Annotated in this window: 12 protein-coding genes and 2 pseudogenes; 9 read left to right on the top strand and 5 right to left on the bottom strand. The window is 60.1% G+C overall.

From position 1 onward, the window contains the following. Positions 1-181: 181 nt before the first annotated feature. From tssI to MRBLPB4O_RS10365, 6 genes and pseudogenes are all read left to right on the top strand, one after another. The gene (tssI, locus tag MRBLPB4O_RS10390; protein WP_341798335.1) at positions 182-2,167 is read left to right on the top strand and encodes a type VI secretion system tip protein TssI/VgrG; all 1,986 of its coding nucleotides are present in this window, start codon (positions 182-184) and stop codon (positions 2,165-2,167) included. 48 nt (positions 2,168-2,215) lie between these two features. Further along, positions 2,216-2,647, top strand: a complete 432-nt coding sequence (locus MRBLPB4O_RS10385) for a DcrB-related protein (RefSeq protein ID WP_341796012.1) — start codon at positions 2,216-2,218, stop codon at positions 2,645-2,647. A 53-nt stretch (positions 2,648-2,700) separates the two neighbouring features. Next, positions 2,701-7,251: an RHS repeat-associated core domain-containing protein gene (locus tag MRBLPB4O_RS10380; protein ID WP_341798334.1), complete on the top strand. Its 4,551-nt coding sequence runs from the start codon at positions 2,701-2,703 to the stop codon at positions 7,249-7,251. A 35-nt stretch (positions 7,252-7,286) separates the two neighbouring features. Further along, on the top strand, positions 7,287-7,754 hold the full coding sequence (gene imm9, locus MRBLPB4O_RS10375; RefSeq protein WP_341798333.1) for an Imm9 family immunity protein: 468 nt from the start codon (positions 7,287-7,289) through the stop codon (positions 7,752-7,754). Positions 7,755-7,838: 84 nt separating this feature from the next. Further along, positions 7,839-9,494: a hypothetical protein gene (locus tag MRBLPB4O_RS10370; RefSeq protein WP_341798332.1), complete on the top strand. Its 1,656-nt coding sequence runs from the start codon at positions 7,839-7,841 to the stop codon at positions 9,492-9,494. Next, a pseudogene (locus MRBLPB4O_RS10365) lies at positions 9,449-9,583 on the top strand (hypothetical protein); the annotation flags it as partial. The gene MRBLPB4O_RS10370 and the pseudogene MRBLPB4O_RS10365, both read left to right, overlap by 46 nt. A gap of 283 nt (positions 9,584-9,866) precedes the next feature. Here MRBLPB4O_RS10365 and MRBLPB4O_RS10360 read toward each other — a convergent pair. Continuing rightward, a pseudogene (locus MRBLPB4O_RS10360) lies at positions 9,867-10,511 on the bottom strand (IS66 family transposase); the annotation flags it as partial. Between the two features lie 185 nt (positions 10,512-10,696). Between MRBLPB4O_RS10360 and MRBLPB4O_RS10355 the strand changes: the two are divergent. Both MRBLPB4O_RS10355 and MRBLPB4O_RS10350 read left to right on the top strand, forming a co-directional pair. Further along, entirely contained in the window at positions 10,697-11,110 is a 414-nt protein-coding gene (locus MRBLPB4O_RS10355) for a histone-like nucleoid-structuring protein, MvaT/MvaU family (RefSeq protein ID WP_341798331.1), read from the top strand. Positions 11,111-11,380: 270 nt separating this feature from the next. Next, a complete protein-coding gene (locus tag MRBLPB4O_RS10350) occupies positions 11,381-12,706 on the top strand; it encodes an MFS transporter (RefSeq protein ID WP_016486116.1) in 1,326 nt (441 codons plus the stop codon). A 1,361-nt stretch (positions 12,707-14,067) separates the two neighbouring features. Here MRBLPB4O_RS10350 and MRBLPB4O_RS10345 read toward each other — a convergent pair. From MRBLPB4O_RS10345 to MRBLPB4O_RS10335, 3 genes are all read right to left on the bottom strand, one after another. Then, positions 14,068-14,883 carry a sugar phosphate isomerase/epimerase gene (locus tag MRBLPB4O_RS10345; protein ID WP_341798330.1) on the bottom strand — a complete coding sequence of 272 codons (816 nt, stop codon included), beginning with the start codon at positions 14,881-14,883 and terminating at the stop codon, positions 14,068-14,070. Between the two features lie 31 nt (positions 14,884-14,914). Next, on the bottom strand, positions 14,915-15,967 hold the full coding sequence (locus tag MRBLPB4O_RS10340) for a Gfo/Idh/MocA family oxidoreductase (protein ID WP_341798329.1): 1,053 nt from the start codon (positions 15,965-15,967) through the stop codon (positions 14,915-14,917). Between the two features lie 143 nt (positions 15,968-16,110). Further along, entirely contained in the window at positions 16,111-16,887 is a 777-nt protein-coding gene (locus tag MRBLPB4O_RS10335; RefSeq protein WP_341798328.1) for an IclR family transcriptional regulator, read from the bottom strand. Positions 16,888-17,081: 194 nt separating this feature from the next. Here MRBLPB4O_RS10335 and MRBLPB4O_RS10330 point away from each other — a divergent pair, with 194 nt between their 5' ends. Then, positions 17,082-18,794, top strand: a complete 1,713-nt coding sequence (locus MRBLPB4O_RS10330) for an FAD-dependent oxidoreductase (protein WP_341798327.1) — start codon at positions 17,082-17,084, stop codon at positions 18,792-18,794. A gap of 130 nt (positions 18,795-18,924) precedes the next feature. Here the strand turns inward: MRBLPB4O_RS10330 and MRBLPB4O_RS10325 are convergent, their stop codons facing one another. Then, a complete protein-coding gene (locus MRBLPB4O_RS10325; protein ID WP_341798326.1) occupies positions 18,925-21,819 on the bottom strand; it encodes an HD domain-containing phosphohydrolase in 2,895 nt (964 codons plus the stop codon). Positions 21,820-21,913: the final 94 nt, after the last annotated feature.

Below are 21,913 nucleotides of genomic sequence, written 5' to 3'. Positions count from 1 at the left end.
ACCCTGCCACATCGCGTCGTGGAAAAATCACATCCACTTACAGATTTCAGAAGTTTCTGATGTTTTCTTAAACTGCCCAACACCTTGTTTGTTTAGCCATTCGACTTCCGACTTTAAAGTGGTCCTCATTACCTTGAGCTTGCCTGAGCTCTGAGTCTTAGCCGGCTGACAAGGACTACTCATGCCTAGCCAATCTGATTTGCGTTACAGCCTCCAGCCGCTGGTTGGCGAAGCTGAATTCGAAGTGGTGTCGTTCGAACTCCGAGAAGGGATCAGCACACCTTTCGAACTGGAGCTGAAGTTGATCAGCTTCGAAAACGATATCGATTTCGGCCACCTGCTCGACAAACCCGTGCTCTTCACCATCTGGGAAGCGGAACGCCCGGTGCGTTACGTGCACGGTCTGGTCAGTCGTTTCAGCCAGGCGGAAAGTGGCTTCTACCGCACCTACTATGACGCGCTGATCGAGCCCCAGCTGGCCCGCGCCAACCTGCGTTCGAACTGGCGCATCTTCCAGCACAAGACCGTGCCGCAAATTCTTGAGCTGATGCTCCAGCGCCAAGGTATCAACCAGTACGAACTGCGCGCCAGCATGGACCATCAGGTCCGCGAGTTCTGCGTTCAGGCCGGCGAGACGGACCTGGCGTTCATCGCCCGCCTGGCGGCTGAAGAAGGCTTCGTCTACCGCTTCGCGCACAGTGAAAAGCTGCACAAGCTGATCATCACGGATCGGCTGCAGTCCTTCGGCCTGATCAGCCATGGTGCCATCAAGGCCGAAGATGAAGACGAAGGCTTCTACGATGACAACGAGCCTGTAGGCCCTGACAGCGTGCTGTACCACGCCGACAGCGGCGGCGATCAAGCCACGCCTTGCCTTCGCCGCTTGCGCTACAGCGAGCAGGTGCGTACTGCCCGCCAAGTGCAGCGCGACTACACCTTTACCAACCCTGCCTACCGCCAGGAGCACAGAGCCGCCGGGCCCTTCCTGGACCATCAGTCCAAAGAGTACGAATACTTCGAATACCCAGGCCGCTATAAACGCGATGCCGTGGGCAAGCCGTTCACTGAAAACCGCATCACAGCGCTGCGCCATGATGTACGTATTGCCGAGGTCCAGGGCGATGACGTGCGCCTACAGCCTGGTCTTAGCTTCACCCTGACCGGCCATCCGCGTAAAGACCTCAATGCGCACTGGCGGGTGAACACGGTCATCCATAAAGGCACCCAGTTCACCAGCCTGCAGGAAGAAGCCGCCGACGTCGATGCAAGCACGCGCTACGAGCAGACCGCCGTGCTGGTCCCCGGTCGGACCGAATGGCGCCCTGCGCCATTGGAAAAACCGCGAATCGACGGCCCACACATGGCCACCGTCGTCGGCCCACCGGGCGAAGAGATCTATTGCGATGAATGGGGCCGGGTAAAAGTCAGTTTCCCCTGGGACCGCGAAAGCCAGAACAACGAGTTCAGTTCCTGCTGGCTGCGCGTATCTCAAAGCTGGGCCGGTGGCAGCTGGGGCTCGATGGCCATCCCGCGCATCGGCCAGGACGTGATCATCCAGTACGTCAATGGTGACCCCGACCAGCCGATGATCACCGGGCGCACCTACTGCGGTGACCAACTGCCGCCCTACGACCTGCCCGATCACAAAACGCGCATGACCATCAAGAGCCAGACCCACAAGGGCGATGGATTTAACGAGCTGCGGTTCGAGGATGAGTTGGGCAAGGAGGAGGTGTTCGTTCACGCCCAGAAAGATCAGAACACCTTGGTCAATAACAACCAGTCCCTCTCCGTGGGCGTCGATCGTACACACCAGATTGGCCAGGACGAATCGGTCGCCATCGGCCGCAACCGACTGCGCGCCGTAAAAGCCAACGACACCTTGAAAGTAGGTGGCGGCAAGAACGACCTCATCGCGGGCGACTACGAAGTCGAAGCAGGCAACACCCTGCGCCTCAAGTGCGGCAAGACCCTGATCGAGATGCAGGCCAATGGCACGCTCAACATCACCTGCGAGACCTTCAACCTTACTGGCCAGCAGAGCGGCCAGATCAACACACCTGCTGCGAAGCTCGACCTCAATCCTGAAGGCGGAGCCGCGGCTATCACCGCGAATGGCCGCGACAGCGGTGCACTCAAGGCCGATGTAGATGGGCACTTTGAGTAGCGAATCACACGTACTGGCACCTGATTAGTTCCTGAAAGGACTCCCACAATGACTGAATACCTGACTCACGACCTGATCCTTGACCTAGGTGAGGAACTACCCGAAGACCTGACGCTGAACATGCTGCGCTTTCGTGCCCGAGACACCACATTGGTGATGGCTCGTAGCCCCGTCGCCAATGACAAGACGTTGGACGACGCCGTCGAAGACCAACTGCGAATACTGCGTGAAAAGTCCAAGGCAATAATCATCACGCCTGCAAAGATCGCGCATTTGGGTGCTGATGATCATCCGGTTGAAGCCCGCGAGATGGCCATTGAATTCCTGGTGGGCGCCAGGACTCACTTCCAGCTCCAAGTAGCCTGCCTGATTCCAAGTCAGCATCGCCTACTGGTACTCAATTACAGCAAGCCAGGCCCACTGAGCACCGATGACATCAAGCACTGGCGCGCAATTAAGCAAAAGCTTCGATTCAACTAAGGCCCTAGCCTGGGCAAAACAACACCTTCCCCATCGCTTGGAGTTACCCACCCATGGCGCAGATCGTTCACGCCGCCCGCATGGGCGACGAAATACTGCATCCCTCCCTCTGGGCTGAAATAATCAGCGCGGTCGCCGAGGCCGCTATTTATGCCGCAGCCACTGCAGCCGCAGCGACCGCCATAAGTTTTGCCGTTTTCGGCACTGTCGCCACTGCCGGCACAGGAGGTATCGTCATCGGTATTGTCGTGGGGGCGGCGATCGGTGCGTTGAGCACTCTCTCCGTTGATGACAACCAATCTATCGGCGATGCCATCTCCAGTTTTTGCGACAATCTAGGTAACAGCGTGCAAGGACCCACGCCCTTCGGAAAGATCGAAAGCGGATCAGATAAGGTATTCATCAACAGTAAGCCTGCTGCACGGGCCGCTGGAATAACTGGGCCACCTGGCGGAGGAGCAGCCGATGGCGGGCAGGTAGAACCCTCAATTCTGGAGAACGTGGGTTCCATGGCCATGGCAGCGGTGCCCTACCTAGTCCCGTTTGTGGGACTAGGCATGGCGATCCGCGATATCTTCCAGCCACCCGTCACCACACCAAAGGACGCTGGCGCGCAAGACAAAAGCAAGGATCAGATCTCATGCAGCCGCCATCCGCCCATGCCCGAAACCTATATCGCGCAAGGGTCAGACAAAGTATTCATCCAAGGTCAACCTGCTGCGCGCTCAGGTGACAAGACCACCTGTGATGCCACGATTGATGTGAATGAAAACGTCTCACCGAATGTGCGCATTGGTGGAGGCACAGCGACAGTACGGGATATTCGCAATGGCAAGAGCAAGATTGCGATGTTCACGGGAATCATTGCGGGGATACTCATCTCCCGAAGGTTTGGGCGCACCAAAGGATGCACAGTAGGGAATCCGGTTGCCGTTGCGACGGGGAGCAAGCTGCAGGAGGGCCCGGAGGACATCGATTTCAGCCTCCCAGGTTTGCTGGGCATCCAATGGGCGCGGCGCTACGACAGCAAAGACATGCGTGCTGAAGGCCTATTCGGGATGGGCTGGAGTATTCCCTATGAGGTGGAGTTAGCTCGCGTTCCACATCCACAAGGCGGAGAGCTATGGATCTACATCGACAACGCCGGTAACCGACTGGAACTGGGACGCATCAGTGCCGGTGACGCTTTCGTCAGTGTAGTGGACGGCTTGGCCTTCTTTCAGCTGGAGGACGGTCAGACCGTTGTCGAAGATATCAATGAAGGGCTTTATCGGGTCTTCGATACCGACCCGCTGAACCCGAAACGCTCACGGCTGATCAGGCTCGGCGACCGCAACCTCAATTGCATAGACCTGCTGTACGACGAACAAGGGCGCCTGAAAGCCCTCTATGACAACTACGGCCAAACGGTCGTGCAGCTTCATTATGACGCCAGGCATTCCCGACGGGTCAGAGACATATCGCGGGTGTTCCTGAAGGGCGGCGGAACACCGACTGTAGAACACAGCGAACTGCTGGTTAGCTATCGCTACACCGACAGCGGGCAACTGCACGAGGTACTGGATGCGACGGAGCAACGGGTCCGCCGCTTCACTTACACCCCCGAGGGCTATCTCAATAGCCATCAACTGGCTAGCGGTGCTGTCCGTGAATACGAATGGGCTCGCTTCGACACTCCCTCAAAGCGCCCTACTCCCAAGCGCTTAGACGGTACGCCCTACCGCTTGCCACCGCTGCTGGAACCCCAACCCGATCACGAGTGGCGGGTGATTCGCCACTGGGGCAGCGATGGAGAAGAGTACCGGTTCGAGTACAACCTGGAAGACGGCGAAACCCTCGTCACGGACAACCTCAACCGTCGTGATCACTACTACTGGGGCCCACTGTACGAGGTCTACAAACACATCGACCCTGTGGGCAACTGCTGGCAGGCGGAAGTTATCGCGGGGCAGCTAATCAAGCGCATCGACCCACAAGGAGGCGAATGGCGCTACAGCTATGATGATATCGGTCGCCTGATCGAAACCCGCGACCCCCTCGGCCGCAGCGAACACATCAAATACTTGCGACATTGGGCATTGCCGGTCCAGGTCACCGATACAGGCGGGCGGACTCGGCAATACGGCTATGACAACCACGGCAACCTGCTTTGGCAGCAGGACCCGCTGGGCCGCAAAACACACTATCAGTACAACCCGGAAGGCCGCGTTACCCAGGTCACCGATGCCCTCGAAAAGAACAAGTACCTGAGCTGGAACACCTGCGGTCAGTTGCTCAGCTACCGCGACTGCAGCAATGCCCAGACGCTATATCACTACGACGCCCATGGCCGCTTGCGCGAAAGCATCAACGCCCGGGGCGAACATACCCACTTTCGCTATGACGCACGTGGTTATCTGGTAGAAAGCGAACGCCCGGACGGTCGCATCGATCGCTATGAAATTGACGTCGCTGGTCAACTGACGCGCTACATCGACCCTGCGCAAAAAAGCCTGCAGTTCCGCTACAACCGCAGCGGCCGGTTAGTCGAGCGTACGGACGCCATGGGTTACAGCGTCAAGTTCCGCTACGACGCCTATGGTCGGTTACTGCAACTCACCAACGAGAATGGCGAGTCATACCGCTTCGGTTGGGATGAACTGGACCGGCTGGTCGCGCAACAGGACCTGGATGGCAGTGGCCGCCTCTATGCCTACAACGTGCTGGATGAGGTCACTGGCCTTACCCATGTGCCCTCGCCTGACGAACAGCCGCCATTGTCCGACAACGCTCCGCCGACACGCACGACCGCCATCCGCCATGACTTCGAGCGCGACGCAATCGGCCGTCTTCTCAGCAAGCGCACTGAAGATGGCACCACCGACTACCGCTACGACGCTGCCGACAATCTGCTGTCCATCACCTTCACGGACAACAAAGGAGAACAACAGCAACTCGACTACACCTACGACGCCAACGGGCAATTGCTCAGCGAAACCAACAGCGCGGGCTTGCTGCAGTATCGCTATGACGAGCTGGGCAACCTGCAGACGCTGGTCCTGCCCGACCAGCGTGAGCTCAACCACCTTTACTACGGCAGCGGACACCTGCACCAGATCAACCTCAACGGCCGGGTCATCAGTGATTTCGAGCGCGATGCGGTGCATGACGAAGTCCTGCGCACTCAAGGCAAGCTGGTCACGCGCACGCACTACGACAACAGCGGTCGCCTGGCCGGCAAGGCCATCCATTACCGCGACGCCCCTGTTGAAGTGCTGCCGCTGCTGGACAAGGCCTATCGCTACGATGCCAGCGACAACCTGGTTGCCGAGGTACTGACCCAGACCCAGCGCCGTGGCATGACCAACGCTGCCAACGATGAGAGCGCGCATCTCGAACGGATCATCGGGTGCTTCAATGACCTGCCACACACCGGCAAGAGCTACTCGGGACGCAACCGTTACGGCTACGACCTCAACGAGCAACTGCAAACCGTCCAACAGTCGCGCCCCCACTGGCAAGCCACGCAGGTCGAGGATTTCAAGTATGACAAGGCCGGTAACCTGTTCGACGGGCCCAAGCTCAATGGCCTGATCAAGCACAACCGGGTGTTGGTGTATCAGGACAAGCGCTACCGCTATGACCGCTTTGGGCGGCTGTGCGAGAAGCGGATCGGCAGCAACTGGGTGCAGTATTTCGAGTATGACGCCGAGCAGCGGCTGGTTTGCGTGGAGCAGTACCGCAGTGGCGAGCGGGAGCGTGTGGTGTTCGCCTATGACCCGTTGGGGAGGCGGATAAGCAAGGAGGTTTATCAGAAGGATTACCCAGAGCCGCACCGGCGGGTGTTGTTCCACTGGCAAGGGCTGCGCTTGCTTCAAGAGGTGCAGAGTGGTTTGGCCAGCTTGTATGTGTATGCCACTCCGAATAGCTATGAACCGCTAGCACGCATCGACGGTAGACCGGGTCGCGAGGCAATTCACTATTTCCACACCAACTTGGCAGGCCTGCCAGAGCAGCTGACTGACGCTGATGGCAATGCAATCTGGCGCAGCGACTACCAGGGATGGGGGAAGACGCGGGAGGAGTGGCGCAGTCCATGTCAGGCGAGAGAGCAGAACCTACGGTATCAAGGGCAGAGTCTTGATCGAGAAACGGGACTGCACTACAACACTTTTAGATTTTATGATCCAGATATAGCTCGATTTATACAGACAGATCCGATAGGACTAGCGGGCGGCACAAACCTATACTTATACGCATCAAACGGTCTCACTTGGATCGATCCATGGGGGTGGAATAAGAACAATCACAGCTCTATCGGGGACTGGGTATTGTACGACATAATTGACCCGGTGGGTGGTCATGCCAAAACTGGCATCGGCAAAGCAGAAGATGTCATGGCTAATGGGGCAAATAGAAGAGCTCATGCAAGCGCAAGGAAAGTGCGAAAAGACCCTACCTTCGAGAATGCATACGCGAAAATCATCAGCACGCACCAAAGCATCACCAAGGGCGAAATGAAAGAAATTGAAGCAGAAAGAGTTCGCACCCTTAGAAATCAGGGGCTTGCGTTACCGCACAACAAAGAGCGAGATAACCGCTACAATCCTAAACCGTGCCCTTAGTTGAACCAAAATCTGAACAACCCCAGAGGACAACCATGCCAAACTCGATAAAATGCATTATCTCCAATGAGGCACCATGCATTAACGATTTAATCAACATCAAGGACATTACTGACCGAATCAATCAATACATAGCAAAAATGCGACCAACTATAAACACTGAACAGCTTAATGGGTGGAATATTTTAATCTCCGCAACCATTAGAACCACTGATAAGATTGGCATTTACAAGCGCACAACAAGATACCCATCTGACAACGAATTTGAAATCTCAATCTCTATCCCAGCCCCCAGCCTTGAAAACGCATTATATGGCCTACCCCCAAAGGAGCTCGGTTACTTCCTAGCTATAGACGAGAAAAAATTTATAGCAATTACACCTCAATACTCAAATTACAAAAGCCTTGACGAGTTCATCACAGACAGCATCGAACTAGCAATACGAAAAACATTTGAAACCGGCATAACATGTCACGGCGTCAAAATTCAATTTGAGGAATAAGATTAAAATCTGTTTTGCCACGCGACCCGGCACCTCGAGTACGGCAAGATCTTCGTCATCGATAGCCTTGGCCAACATCCTTCGTTGTTATTGGAGGGCGATGTACGAGGTGTACAAATACATCGCCCTTTCGGCAATTGCTGGCAAGAGGAGACCGTCGCCGGCCAACTGCTGAAAAGCATCGACCCACAAGGGGGCGAATGGCGCTACAGCTACGATGATATCGGTCGCCTGATCGAAACCCGCGACGCCCTCGGCCGCAGCGAACACATCAAATACTTGCGACATTGGGCATTGCCGGTCCAGGTCACCGATACAGGCGGGCGGACTCGGCAATACGGCTACGACAACCACGGCAACCTGCTTTGGCAGCAGGACCCGCTGGGCCGCAAAACACACTATCAGTACAACCCGGAAGGCCGCGTTACCCAGATCACCGATGTCCTCGAAAAGAACAAGTACCTGAGCTGGAACACCTGCGGTCAGTTGCTCAGCTACCGCGACTGCAGCAATGCCCAGACGCTGTATCACTACGACGCCCATGGCCGCTTGCGCGAAAGCATCAACGCCCGGGGCGAACATACCCACTTCCGCTATGACGCACGTGGTTATCTGGTAGAAAGCGAACGCCCGGACGGTCGCATCGATCGCTATGAAATTGACGTCGCTGGTCAACTGACGCGCTACATCGACCCTGCGCAAAAAAGCCTGCAGTTCCGTTACAACCGCAGCGGCCGGTTAGTCGAGCGTACGGACGCCATGGGTTACAGCGTCAAGTTCCGCTACGACGCCTATGGTCGGTTACTGCAACTCACCAACGAGAATGGCGAGTCATACCGCTTCGGTTGGGATGAACTGGACCGGCTGGTCGCGCAACAGGACCTGGATGGCAGTGGCCGCCTCTATGCCTACAACTTGCTGGATGAGGTCACTCGTCTTACCCATGTGCCCTCGCCTGACGAACAGCCGCCCCTGTCCGACAACGCTCCGCCGACACGCACGACCGCCATCCGCCATGACTTCGAGCGCGACGCAATCGGCCGTCTTCTCAGCAAGCGCACTGAAGATGGCACCACCGACTACCGCTACGACGCTGCCGACAATCTCCTGTCCATCACCTTCACGGACAACAAAGGAGAACAACAGCAACTCGACTACACCTACGACGCCAACGAGCAATTGCTCAGCGAAACCAACAGCGCGGGCCTGCTGCAGTACCGCTATGACGAGCTGGGCAACCTGCAGACGCTGGTCCTGCCCGACCAGCGCGAACTCAACCACCTGTACTACGGCAGCGGGCACCTGCACCAGATCAACCTCAACGGCCGGGTCATCAGTGATTTCGAGCGCGATGCGGTGCATGACGAAGTCCTGCGCACTCAAGGCAAGCTGGTCACGCGCACGCACTACGACAACAGCGGTCGCCTGGCCGGCAAGGCCATCCATTACCGCGATGCCTCTGTTGAAGTGCTGCCGCTGCTGGACAAGGCCTATCGCTACGATGCCAGCGACAACCTGATTGCCGAGGTACTGACCCAGACCCAGCGTCGTGGCATGACCAACGCTGCCAATGATGAGAGCGCGCATCTCGAACGGTTCATGGAGCGCTTACCTTTGGTCGACCATGCCCGCAGGGCACCATCCGCGGACTGGAACATGAGCTCGACGTTACGCGGTTCGAGCGCAACGCCGGCATCGACACGCACCTGCCCGTTGGCAACAACCGCAGCGAACGCGTAGACCACAACGAAACCATTTCCATTGGTGACCCCCGTACCGAAGACGTTGGCAAGAACGAAACCATCAGCATCGGCGCCAACCGCAGTGTGACCATCGGTGCGAACAAGACCGAAACCATCGTGCTTGCCAAGGCGGAGACGATCGGACTGGCGAAGGCGTTGACCATTGGGGCGGGGTATCAGGTCAGTGTCGGCGCGGTCATGAACACGACGGTTGGCCTCAGCCAAAGCGAACAGGTCGGCATCCACAAGTCCGTGATCGTCGGCAACCGCTTCAACATCACCGCAGGCGACGAGCTGAGTATCACGGTGGGCAAATCCACGTTGGTCATGAAGTCCGATGGGACCACCTTGCCAAAGATGGGCAAAGCACTCAGCTACGTATTTGAGGCGTGCAATTCCACGGTAGCAGCGCTTCGTAGTCTTCAACTGAAGACGCATGCGGCAGGCATTCCAGTGCGTGGCGCAGCCACGCACAGGGCTCTTGACCGTTGGCTTTGGCGGTTTCGACCAGACTGTAAAGTTGTGCGCTGGCTGTAGCGCCTTTGGGCGTGTCACTGAAAAGCCAGTTCTTTCTGCCAATGACAAACGGCCGGATGGCACGTTCGGCTGTGTTGTTGTGGATAGGCAAGTAGCGGTGCTCAACGTAGCGTTCCAACTTGCTCCAGTTGCTGGCCAGATAGCTGATGGCTTTACCCAACGCATTCTGGGTCGTGAACTGTGGCTGCGTTTTCTCTATCCAGTTTTTCAACTGGGCCAGCACCGGTTGGCTACGCGCCTGGCGGGTCAGCTTGCGATCTTCATCGCTGCCGTCCTTAAGGTCGCGCTCGATACCATAAAGCTTGTTGATCAAATTCAGTGCGATGTCTGCCCGCCCGGTTTTGCCCTTGGGTTGCACTTTCTGTGCTTCAACGAACTTGCGCCGTGCGTGCGCCCAGCAGCCCAATCGCTCCACGCCGTCCTATGCGGCCAGCGCGTTGTAACCGGCGTAGTCGTAGGTCATGACATAGCCGCGGTAATCTCCTGAAACCATTAGTTCCTCCGGCGTCGGAATATCCTTACACAAAGCTCATAAAGCTAAACAACTCCACGAAAAACAAAGCCATGGTGGTTTACCAAGAAAAATCCTTCAAATTATTTCGTCGCTTGCATTTCCGTTCGGCAACCCCTAACACTAACCTCATCACCCGATGGAGATTAACCATGTCCCGCCTCGCCGAGTTCCGCGCCCTCGAACGACTACTCGCGACCAAAAAGTCCGAACTCTCATTCATAAAAATCGACCCGCGCCTCATCCGCGAATTCGAATTCGAAAGCAAACTCCACAACCTGCTTGCCGAATATCAGTTCAATCTATCGAACATACTGGCCATCATCGAGAGTGAAATCGCGAACCAGGATTACGGTGTCTATCAACAACCGCCCCCTGTCGTATCGCCCGCACGTTACAGGGCTCGGCAAAGCAAATACTACATAAACCCTCATACCGGGGAGGAAGTAGAAGCAAAAAGCACCCTGCACAAAACCGTAAGGTTGTGGATCAAGCAGTATGGCCGTGCCGAGGTCGAAAGCTGGGCAACTGCATGGTCGGTGTGCACCCACAAACCTGGCCTGTAGCCATGCTGTGCAGCACAGCCTGCCCTTCCCTGCTTGGACTGCGCCCATCAAGCAACAAGGGTGAAAGCCTTCTACCCTTTAATGACGTGAATCCCTGCCGCGCCCACAGGGCAACGCAACCGTTCGGTAACCGAACAGTAGCCCGTCTCTCGAATTGACGCTGCCGCCTTCACTGCGCACCATGCACCGGCCTTGCGTGCCCCCTGCCTTGGACTTGGTCACGCACCTGTAGTACCGCAGCTGAATACAATTTCAAGAAACGAGCAGTTTATGAACCACACCAAGACCACCCCCGCCGCGCCCCGGATGCACCAGGGTTCGATTGGCGACAAGCTTCGCGGCGCCTTCGGCGTCGGCAAGACCCGTTGGGGCATGCTTGCCCTGGTGTTCTTCGCCACCACCCTGAACTACATCGACCGCGCCGCCCTTGGCATCATGCAGCCCGTGCTGGCCAAGGAGATGAGCTGGACGGCGATGGACTACGCCAACATCAACTTCTGGTTCCAGGTCGGCTATGCCATCGGCTTTCTGCTGCAGGGCCGGCTGATCGACAAGGTTGGGGTTAAACGCGCCTTCTTCTTCGCCGTACTGCTGTGGAGCCTGGCCACTGGCGCCCATGGCCTGGCCACTTCAGCGGCGGGCTTCATGGTCTGCCGTTTCATCCTGGGCCTGACCGAGGCCGCCAACTACCCGGCCTGTGTGAAGACCGTGCGGTTGTGGTTCCCGGCGGGTGAGCGGGCCATCGCTACCGGCCTGTTCAACGCCGGCACCAACGTCGGCGCCATGGTCACCCCGGCCCTGCTGCCGCTGATCCTCGCCGTGTGGGGCTGGCAGGCCGCGTTCATCGCCATGGGCTGCCTGGGCCTGGTGTGGGTGGTGTTGTGGGTGCTGAAGTACTACAACCCTGAAGACCACCCCAGCGTGCGCCAGAGCGAGGTGCAGTACATCCAGCAGGACGATGAACCCGAGCCTACCCGCGTGCCGTTCAGCCGTATCCTGCGCCTGCGTGGCACCTGGGCGTTTGCGGTGGCCTATGCGATCACTGCGCCGGTATTCTGGTTCTACCTGTACTGGCTGCCGCCGTTTCTGAACCAGCAATACAGCCTGGGCATCAATGTGACCCAGATGGGCATCCCGCTGATCATCATCTGGCTGACGGCGGACTTTGGCAGCATCGGCGGCGGCATCCTGTCGTCCTGGCTGATCGGCCGTGGCGTGCGGGCCACCACCGCACGGCTGGTGTCGATGCTGATCTTTGCCTGCACCATGGTCAGCGTCGTCTTTGCCGCCAACGCAAGTGGCCTGTGGGTCGCAGTGGCCGCCATCTCGCTGGCGGTCGGCGCGCATCAGGCTTGGACAGCGAATATCTGGAGCCTGGTGATGGACTACACGCCCAAGCACCTGGTGAGCACGGTGTTCGGCTTCGGCAGCATGTGCGCGGCGATTGGCGGGATGTTCATGACGCAGATCGTCGGCAGCGTGCTGACCGCCACCAACAACAACTATGCCGTGTTGTTCACGATGATTCCGGCCATGTATTTCCTGGCGCTGGTGTGGATGTACTTCATGGCACCACGCAAGGTCGAGAGCGCCTGAGGGCGCTAGCCACTTACCTCTACGGGGCCCTTGCGGGCCCTTTTTTTGGTCTGCTGATCAGACCGTGAAAGCGCGTTTTCTGTCGGGGCAGCGTTGATTACAAGGGGAAACACAAGCCCTGTAGGAGCAGCCTTGCGCTGCGAAGAGGCCATTGCAGCCGAAGATGATCTTTAGCCTTACCGGCCTCTTCGCAGCACAAGGCTGCTCCTACAGGGGTTAAGCGGGAGATTGCGTGATGGTTCCGAAATCAGACGGTGGCCAGCACAGGAGAGCGCCTGAGGGCGCTAGCCACTTACCTCTACGGGGCCCTTGCGGGCCCTTTTTCTGGTCTGATGATCAGACCATGAATGCGCGTTTTCTGTCGGGGCAGCGTTGATTGCAAGGGGAAACACAAGTCCTGTAGGAGCAGCCTTGCGCTGCGAAGAGGCCATTGCAGCCGAAGATGATCTTTAGCCTTACCGGCCTCTTCGCAGCACAAGGCTGCTCCTACAGGGGTTAAGCGGGAGATTGCGTGATGGTTCCGAAATCAGACGGTGGCCAGCACAGGAGAGCGCCTGAGGGCGCTAGCCACTTACCTCTACGGGGCCCTTGCGGGCCCTTTTTCTGGTCTGCTGATCAGACCGTGAAAGCGCGTTTTCTGTGGGGCAGCGTTGATTGCAAGGGGAAACACAAGTCCTGTAGGAGCAGCCTTGCGCTGCGAAGAGGCCATTGCAGCCGAAGATGATCTTTAGCCTTATCGGCCTCTTCGCAGCACAAGGCTGCTCCTACAGGGGTTGAGCGGGAGATTGCGTGATGGTTCCGAAATCAGACGGTGGCCAGCACAGGAGAGCGCCTGAGGGCGCTAGCCACTTACCTCTACGGGGCCCTTGCGGGCCCTTTTTCTGGTCTGCTGATCAGACCGTGAAAGCGCGTTTTCTGTGGGGCAGCGTTGATTGCAAGGGGAAACACAAGTCCTGTAGGAGCAGCCTTGCGCTGCGAAGAGGCCATTGCAGCCGACGATGATCTTTAGCCTTACCGGCCTCTTCGCAGCACAAGGCTGCTCCTACAGGGGTTGAGCGGGAGATTGCGTGATGGTTCCGAAATCAGACGGTGGCCAGCACAGGAGAGCGCCTGAGGGCGCTAGCCACTTACCTCTACGGGGCCCTTGCGGGCCCTTTTTTTGGTCTGCTGATCAGACCGTGAAAGCGCGTTTTCTGTCGGGGCAGCGTTGATTGCAAGGGGAAACACAAGCCCTGTAGGAGCAGCCTTGCGCTGCGAAGAGGCCATTGCAGCCGAAGATAATCTTTAGCCTTACCGGCCTCTTCGCAGCACAAGGCTGCTCCTACAGGGGTTAAGCGGGAGACTGTGTGATGGTTCCGAAATCAGACGGTGGCCAGCACCGCCATGGCCTTCTCCAGCGCCATGCGCGCGCGCTGTTCGCCGCTGATTCCTTGCTCCAGCAGCTGCCGTGTGGGGATTTCCAGGCTCAGCGGCACCGTGGGCGGCAGGCCGCGCAGCAGGCTGACCAGGTCGGCATCGCCGTCACCAGGGAAGCGCCGCTCGTTTCGCGCCTGGCGCAGAATCTCGTCCATGTCGGCGGGTACCGGGCCGGCGACGTCGCACAGCTGGGCGTAGCGCATGCGCTGCGGCGCCAGTTGTGCCAGGTCGCCCAGCGAAGACCGGGAGCGATTGAAGTGGAAGGCATCCACCAGCACGCAGCCATTGCTGCGGTCGGCGTTGGCCACCACCCGCATGGCCTGGCTCAGGTCACGCACATCGGTCCAGGGCATGAACTCCAGATGCGGGTAAATGCCATACCTCGCTGCCAGGTCACACAACGCGGCAAAGCGCTCGGTGAGACGGGCTTCATCCGGGTCGTTGCCGGCTACCAGCAGCTCTGTGCCACCCAGCTCAGCGCCTACCGCCAGAATCGGTTCGAAATCGGCCACGCAGGTTTCGGGCTTCAGGCGCAGTATTTCCAGGTCGAGCACCTTGATACCGGTGTCGCGCAGGCGCGCCTGGGTTTGCCGGCGCAGGTCGGCGTCGGCCACAAGCGGGAAGTGCTGCTCCTGCTCGGTGGCCGGCACCAGGCGCAGGCCAACGTGGCTGTAACCGGCGCGGGCAGCTGCCTCAACCATGTCCGGCGGGGACAGTTCGAGCACCGTCAGGGCGGCGAGGGAGAAAATTCGATCAGTCATTGTTCGTCACCAAAATCAAGTCAGGGTCTGCTTAGGCAATCTGCTCGGGGGCACACGCCTGGCCGCTTTCAGCTGCCTGGCGGATGGCTTCGATCAGCGCCAGGGTGCGGCCACCGTCGGCAGCGTCGATCAGCGGCGCCTGCTCACCCCGGGCAACCCGCACGAAATGCTGCAACTGCAAGGTCAATGCCTCGCCGGCAGGAATGGTTTCTTCGCTCTGCAGCAGCGGTGTGTGCCAGCCAGACCCCGCCTCGGCGTAGTGCCAGCGCTTGAGCTGGGGAATACTCAGCGCCCCTTGGGTGCCAGCCAGCAGGTAGCAAGGCTGGCCATCCTGGCGCGGGTAGATCGGGCTTTCGCCGGAGTCCAGCTCCCAGCTCCACGGAGCGGCCACCGCGTCGGAGCCGGTCAGGCTGCCCAATGCGCCGTTGGCGAACTGCAACAGCACCGCGGCGCTGTCTTCGTTGGCAAAACCGCGTACATCGTTACGGGTGAACGCCTGCACCTGCACCACCTCGCCGCACAGATGGCGCAGCAGGTCGAGGTCGTGGATCAGGTTGGTCAGCAAGAAGCCGGCCCCCGGCTCGCGACGCCATGGGGTGTCGAAGTAGCTGTCTGGCTTTTGCAGTTGCCACAATGCGGTGACATTGATCAGCCGGCCGAGCTTGCCGTCGGCAATCACCTGGTGCGCCTTGGCGATCAGTGGGTTGTGGCGCCGGTGATGGCCAACCAGCACGGGTACATCCCGACTACGCGATGCCTCTACCAACGCACGGACTTCATCCAGGTGCACGCCCACCGGCTTCTCGACCAGCACTGGCACGCCGGCCTCAATGCAATCCAGCGCGGTAGCCACATGCAGGTTGTTCGGGTTGGCAACGATCACCGCCTCGGGACGCACACGCTCCAGCATCTGCCGGTGGTCGTCAAAACAGGGCACGCCGCACTCGGCGGCAAAGGCCTCGGCCTGCGGGCCCGGGTCGGCCACCGCGCACAATTGGGCTTGCGGCACGTTACGCAGGTGCTGATAGTGCTGGCGGCCCATGATGCCGGCGCCAATCAAGGCAATACGAAGGGGTGCTTTCAACAGCCTGTCCTCTTGTCGTTGTTGTTGTTGGGCAGATTCTGAAACCGAATTCCAGAATCAACAATCGACAATTTAGAACCAAGTTCAGCTTTTCAGAAGAACCGGTAGAACAGACTGTGCGGTAATCGACCAGTAATGTGCCTTCAGGCAAACAATTCGCTTGCCCGGCTGGCTGCGGACAGCTCTTGCGCCGCCGCCAGCAACAGCGGCGCCAGCTCTGCCAGGCGGCTTTGCGCCATCCGTGCGCTAGGCCCGGCGATGCTCAATACGCCAATCACCTCGTCCGTTTGCGGGCGACGCACCACCGCCGCCAGGGCCGAGGTACCGATGGCCGAGGTTTCCTGGACCCAGGCATAACCCTGTTCGCGGGCACGGTGCAGGTAGGCAAGCAGCTCCTCGGTGGAACGTGGCGCGTTCGGGCCGAACTGCGCAGGGTCGGCAATGCCTTGGCGCAACACCATCTGCAGCGCCTGTTCATCGTCCAGGCTGGCCAGCCAGGCATGCCCGGAGGCGGTGTAGAACAGTGGCGCATCGCGGCCCATGTCCGGGTCGTAGCGCAGCCCGGAGCGGGCGCCTTGGGACTTGGCGATCCAGGTCTGGCGGGTACCGTCGATCACGCCAAGGCGCACCAGTTCGCCGCTGTCCTGGGCCAGGCGGTCGAGAATCGGCTGGATGATGTCGGCACCGTTGCTGGACAGGTAACGAAAGCCCAGCGCCACCAGCTTGGCCGATAGCTGGTAGCGGCTGTTATCGCGGTTCTGCCGCACGTAGCCTAGCCGCACCAGCTCGGTGAGCATGCGGTGGGCCGCGCTTTTGGGGATGTCCAGGCGCTCGGCCAGGGTTTGCAAGGGCAGCCCCTGAGGTTCGCCGGTAAGGCTCTCTACAAGACTGAAGGCGCGTTCGATCTGACTACCAGCCATGACACAGTTCCCTGATTTTTTTGCGGATTCTAGAAGATGATTCCATATAAGCGGTAGAGCGCGCAGCCAGCCTCCCGGGAAATGTCCGGTTATCGCCCATTAGTTGCCCTTCCAGGCTGCCAGGCCATTGCGGGCCGAGCAGCTGCGGATAAAAATATGGAACCTTGTTCTAATAACAAAACAGGAACGCCGCAATGCCTTCTGCTGCTCTCGATACCGAATACGATGTACTGGTCATAGGCTCCGGCGCCGCCGGGCTGGCTGCGGCCGTGACAGCTGCCTGGCACGGGCAGAAGGTGATCGTGCTTGAGAAGGAACCCGTGTTTGGCGGCGCCACCGCGTGGTCGGGCGGCTGGGCATGGGTGCCACGCAACCCGCTGGCCCAGCGGGCTGGCATTGTGGAAGACATCGAGCAGCCACGCACCTACCTGCGCAATGAGCTGGGGGCGAATTACAACGCCGAGCGTGTGGATGCGTTCCTCGAAGCCTGCCCGCATATGGTGGCGTTCTTCGAAAAACACACAGCGTTGCAGTTTGCCGACGGCAACGGCATCCCGGACATGCATGGCGACACACCCGGTGCGGCCCAGGGCGGGCACCAGGTAATTGCCGCGCCGTACGACGCCCGCCAGGTGGGCGCCTTGCTGCCGCGCCTGCGCAAGACCCTGCGCGAAACCTCATTCATGGGCATGCCGATCATGGCCGGCGCAGACCTGGCCGCCTTCCTCAACCTGACCCGCTCGCCCAAGGCCTTGCTGCACGTGTGCAAGCGCTTTGGCCGCCACCTGTATCACCTGGCCCGGTATGGCCGGGCGATGCACCTGGTCAACGGCGTGGCATTGGTGGCGCGCCTGGCCAAGTCGGCACAAGACCTGGGCGTGCACCTGCAGGAGTCGGCGCCGGCCAAACGCCTGCTGGTCGAAGAGGGCCAGGTACGCGGGGTGCTGGTGGGCACACCGCAGGGCGACCGGCAGATCCGGGCCAAGGCCGTGGTACTCGCGGCAGGTGGCTTCCCCAACGACAGCGCCCGGCGCCGGCAGCTTTTCCCGCGTGATGCCAGCGGCCACGACAACCTGGCCCTGCCGCCGCAGGGTTGTTCCGGTGACGGGCTGCGCCTGGGCGAGTCGGCCGGTGGCGTGGTTGCCACCGACCTCAAATCGCCAGTGGCGTGGGCACCGGTTTCGCAGGTGCCGCACCGCGACGGCAGCGTCGGCCACTTCCCGCACATCATCGAGCGCGGCAAGCCCGGCATCATTGGCGTGCTGGCCAACGGCAAGCGCTTTGTCAACGAAGCGCATGGCTATTACGACTATGTGTCAGCCATGGTCGCGGCGGTGCCGTCGGACGAGGAGGTGTGCTCGTGGCTGGTTTGCGACCATCGCTTCTTGCGCCGCTATGGCCTGGGTTACGCCCGCCCGGCACCGCTGCCGGTAGGGCCGCATGTGCGCAGCGGCTACCTCAAGCGCGGCGCCACGCTCGAACAACTCGCCCAGGCGTGTGGCATCGACCCGTCCGGGTTACGCGCCACGGTCGATGACTTCAACAGCCACGCCCGCAACGGCCAGGACCCGGCATTCGGCCGTGGTTCCACACCGTTCAACCGCAAACAGGGGGACCCGCAGCACAAAGGGCCCAACCCTTGTGTAGCGCCCATCGAGCATGGGCCGTTCTATGCGGTGAAGGTGAAGCCTGGCTGCTTTGGCACCTTTGCCGGGCTGCGCACCGATGGCAGTGCCCGCGTGCTGGACGAGACCGGGCAGCCGATCCCGGGGCTGTATGCTGCAGGTACCGACATGGCCAGCGTGTTTGGTGGCTGGTACCCGTCGGGTGGCATCAACCTGGGCCCGGCGCTGACTTTTGGTTATGTGGCCGGGCGGCACATTGCCGGGGTGCAAGGGTACGAGTGAGGTACGCCGAAAGGTTTGCAGCGTTTGTAAGATCGAGCGCCGCGCGGGCGGCGCTCGATCTTACAGGCGCTGAAACTGCTGCGGCGGACACCGGTCAGCCTTATCTGATGTTTTGTCGCCGATGCTTGCATCAGGTGGCAGGCATTGCTGCGCTCGAAGCGGATATCTGCGCCAGCCAGTAAGGCACATCTACCTCGTCGATCTGCTCGGCGCGCAGGAAACGCTCGGCATACTGGCGGTACACCCCGCTGCTCAAGAACAGGTGCAGCAGTTGCCCGTCGATGTGCCTGTCGCGGGCCATGAACACCAGGATTTTTACTGATTCGGACAGCGTCTTCGGTGGCTTGTACGGCCGGTCGGCTGCGGTCAGCGCTTCGAAGATGTCGGCAATCGCCATCACCCGTTCGGCAATGCCCAGGTCTTGCTCCCCCAGCCGGCGCGGGTAACCGCTGCCATCCATCTTCTCATGGTGGTTGCCGGCAATGGCCGGTACCCTTTTCAGCTGGCGTGGAAACGGCAGCGCGCTGAGCATGATTATGGTCTGCACGATGTGCTCATTGATCTTGAAGCGTTCCTCGTCATTCAGCGTGCCGCGTCGAATCGACAGGTTGTACAGCTCGCCATGGTCGCTGGCATGGGCTGGCAGGCGCATGTCGAACCCCCAGTGGTTGCGCGGGTCGCCCTTGGCCACCGGTGGTTTGCGTTCACCCCAGGGCACGCGGTGCTCCGGCCGGTCGGCCAGCAGGGGTTCGTCTACCGGCAGTGCAGGTTGCGGTAAACCTGCAAAACGCTCCGCCTCGTCGCGGGAAATGCCCAGGCGGTTGTCGAAGTGGCGCTGCCAGCGGCGCTGGCCAATCTGCTGCAAACGCTCGATGTCGGCGTCCTGCATGAACTCGCCGCCGATGTTGGCCTGGGCGACGAAGGCGAAGTCATTCTGCAGCCGATCCTGGCTTTGTACCAGGCTGGCTTGCAGCGCCCGCTGATCGGCACCGCTGGCCAGGCCCTGCCAGTACGCGAGCTCGGCATCGCGCCACAGCACTTCAAAGCGCATGCGCACCTCGTGAATGCGGTTGTGCAGGGTTTCCAGCTTTGTCGCCTTGTCCACCACATACTCGGGGCTGGTGACCTTGCCACAATCGTGCAGCCAGGCCGCCACGCGAAATTCATAGCGCTCGGCTTCGGTCATGTTGAAGCTGGCATAGGGGCCGGTGTCGGCGGCTACTACCTGGTCCAGCAGCATCTGCGCCAGCTGCGGCACCCGCTCGCAATGGCCGCCGGTATAAGGGCTTTTGGCGTCGATGGCGTCGGCCAGCAGCTTGATCATGGCATCCATCAGGCGTTGCTGGGCTTCGACCAGCTGGCGCGTCTCGATGGCCACAGCCACCACACCCGACAGCTCCTCGACAAACTGCCGGAACGGCTGGCCCAGCTGGTCGTCGTCCAGTTGCAGCACCAGGATGCCCAACAGCGCCTGGCTACGGTCTTTCAGCACCACAGCCAGGCTGCGCTCGTGCAGGCCGAGGGCTTGGTTCACGGCAGCAGGCAGCGTGGGCCGGGCAGCTTCATCCACGGCCAGCTCGGCCGGGTATTGCTCACCGCGGCAGGAGGCGGCCAGGCGTAGCAGCGCGTGCTCGGCGTCAAACAGGTACACCACACCAGCATCGGCCCCGGCAGCCTGCACCAGGTGGGTGAGTACGCCATCGAGCATATGCTCGAGGTCGCGCTCGCGACTGAGCGCGAGGGTAATGGCCTGAAAGCTGCGGATGGTGCCAGACATGCGGCTCAGTACATGGCTCAGTTCGCGTACTTCGGTCACCCGCGACTTCACCCCCACTTCGCGGCTGAAGTCGAAGCCGGCCAAGCCTTGCACCTGCTCGGCCAGCACCTTCAACGGGCGACCGATGCGCCGCCCAAGTACCCCGCCGAGCACCAGCAGCACGGCCATCAGCGCAGCGGTCCAGAGCAACTGTTCGAACAGCACCTTGCGCGCACCGGCCAATAACTCATGGGCCGGCACGGCAATCAGCACCTGCAGGTCCTGCCCGGCCAGGTTGGTCAGCGGGATGCGCATGCCATACCAGGTCTGGCCATGCACGTGATAGGGCTGTGCCCGGGTGCCTTGCTGCTGGTCAGCGTAAAGGTGTTGCAGGCTTGCAACGCCCAGTTCGCCAACACGCGACAGGCGCAGGCCCTGCCCTTCATGCACGATTACCCGCTGCAGGTTCGGGTAGGCCACCACGCTGCCCTGGTCGTCGACCACGGCAATCTCGGTGCTGGGGGTGATGCGCAGCCCCTGGGTTTCGCTGGCCAGGTCGTTGACCGAAACATCCATGCCGATCACTGCACCACCATCAACGCTGCGCTGCGCCATGGTCAGGCCGATCTCGCGGGTGGTGAAGAACACATAGGGCGGGGTTAGCGCGGTACCGGGCTGTGCGCTGGCTTCGGCGAACCACGGCCGCGTGCGTGGGTCGTAGCGGTATTCGGGTTTGGCCTGAGCCTGCAACAGGTTCAACGCCATGTCGTAGTAGCGCCACTCGCCCTGTACCACCCCGCCTTCACCCCGGCTGACACTCTGCACCAGAAACGCCGTGCCCGCCGGCGCGGCAAAGCGCTGCAGCAGCTGTGGGTCCCGCAGCCGGCGCACCAGCAGGAAATCACCATTGGTGTAACCGATGTAGGCAGCACTGAGCATGCGGTTGGCATCCAGCGTCTCGACCAGCTGTGGCAGCCGTTCGAAGCGCTGTGCCTGGGTATGTGCAGCGGGGTTGTGGGCCAGCAGGCGGATACTGCTTTGTGCCGGGTCGATCAGGCGCCGGGCGCGTTCGTCGATGGTCTTGCCAACTTGCTGGGCGGCATCGCCGGCAGCGGCTACCAGGGTCTGGCGAATGCCGCGATAACCCTGCCAAGCCAAGGCGGCGCCGAGCAACAGCATGCCCAGCACGACGGCCAGCGCTACCAGCCATTGCAGCGAGATGCCACGCCCGGCTTTACCGGCAACACGGCCATTCGACACGCAGCCCATTCCAGGTACTCCATGTGTGGCAGTTTGAAGGAGCAGCCAGAACGATCATGCTGGCCAGGGCCATTCGCAGGCAGCGTGACGGGCCGAATGGTGG

Origin of the sequence: Pseudomonas sp. LPB4.O (assembly GCF_038383825.1) — a bacterium.
GTDB lineage: Bacteria > Pseudomonadota > Gammaproteobacteria > Pseudomonadales > Pseudomonadaceae > Aquipseudomonas > Aquipseudomonas putida.
This window is presented reverse-complemented; position numbering and strand designations above follow the sequence as displayed.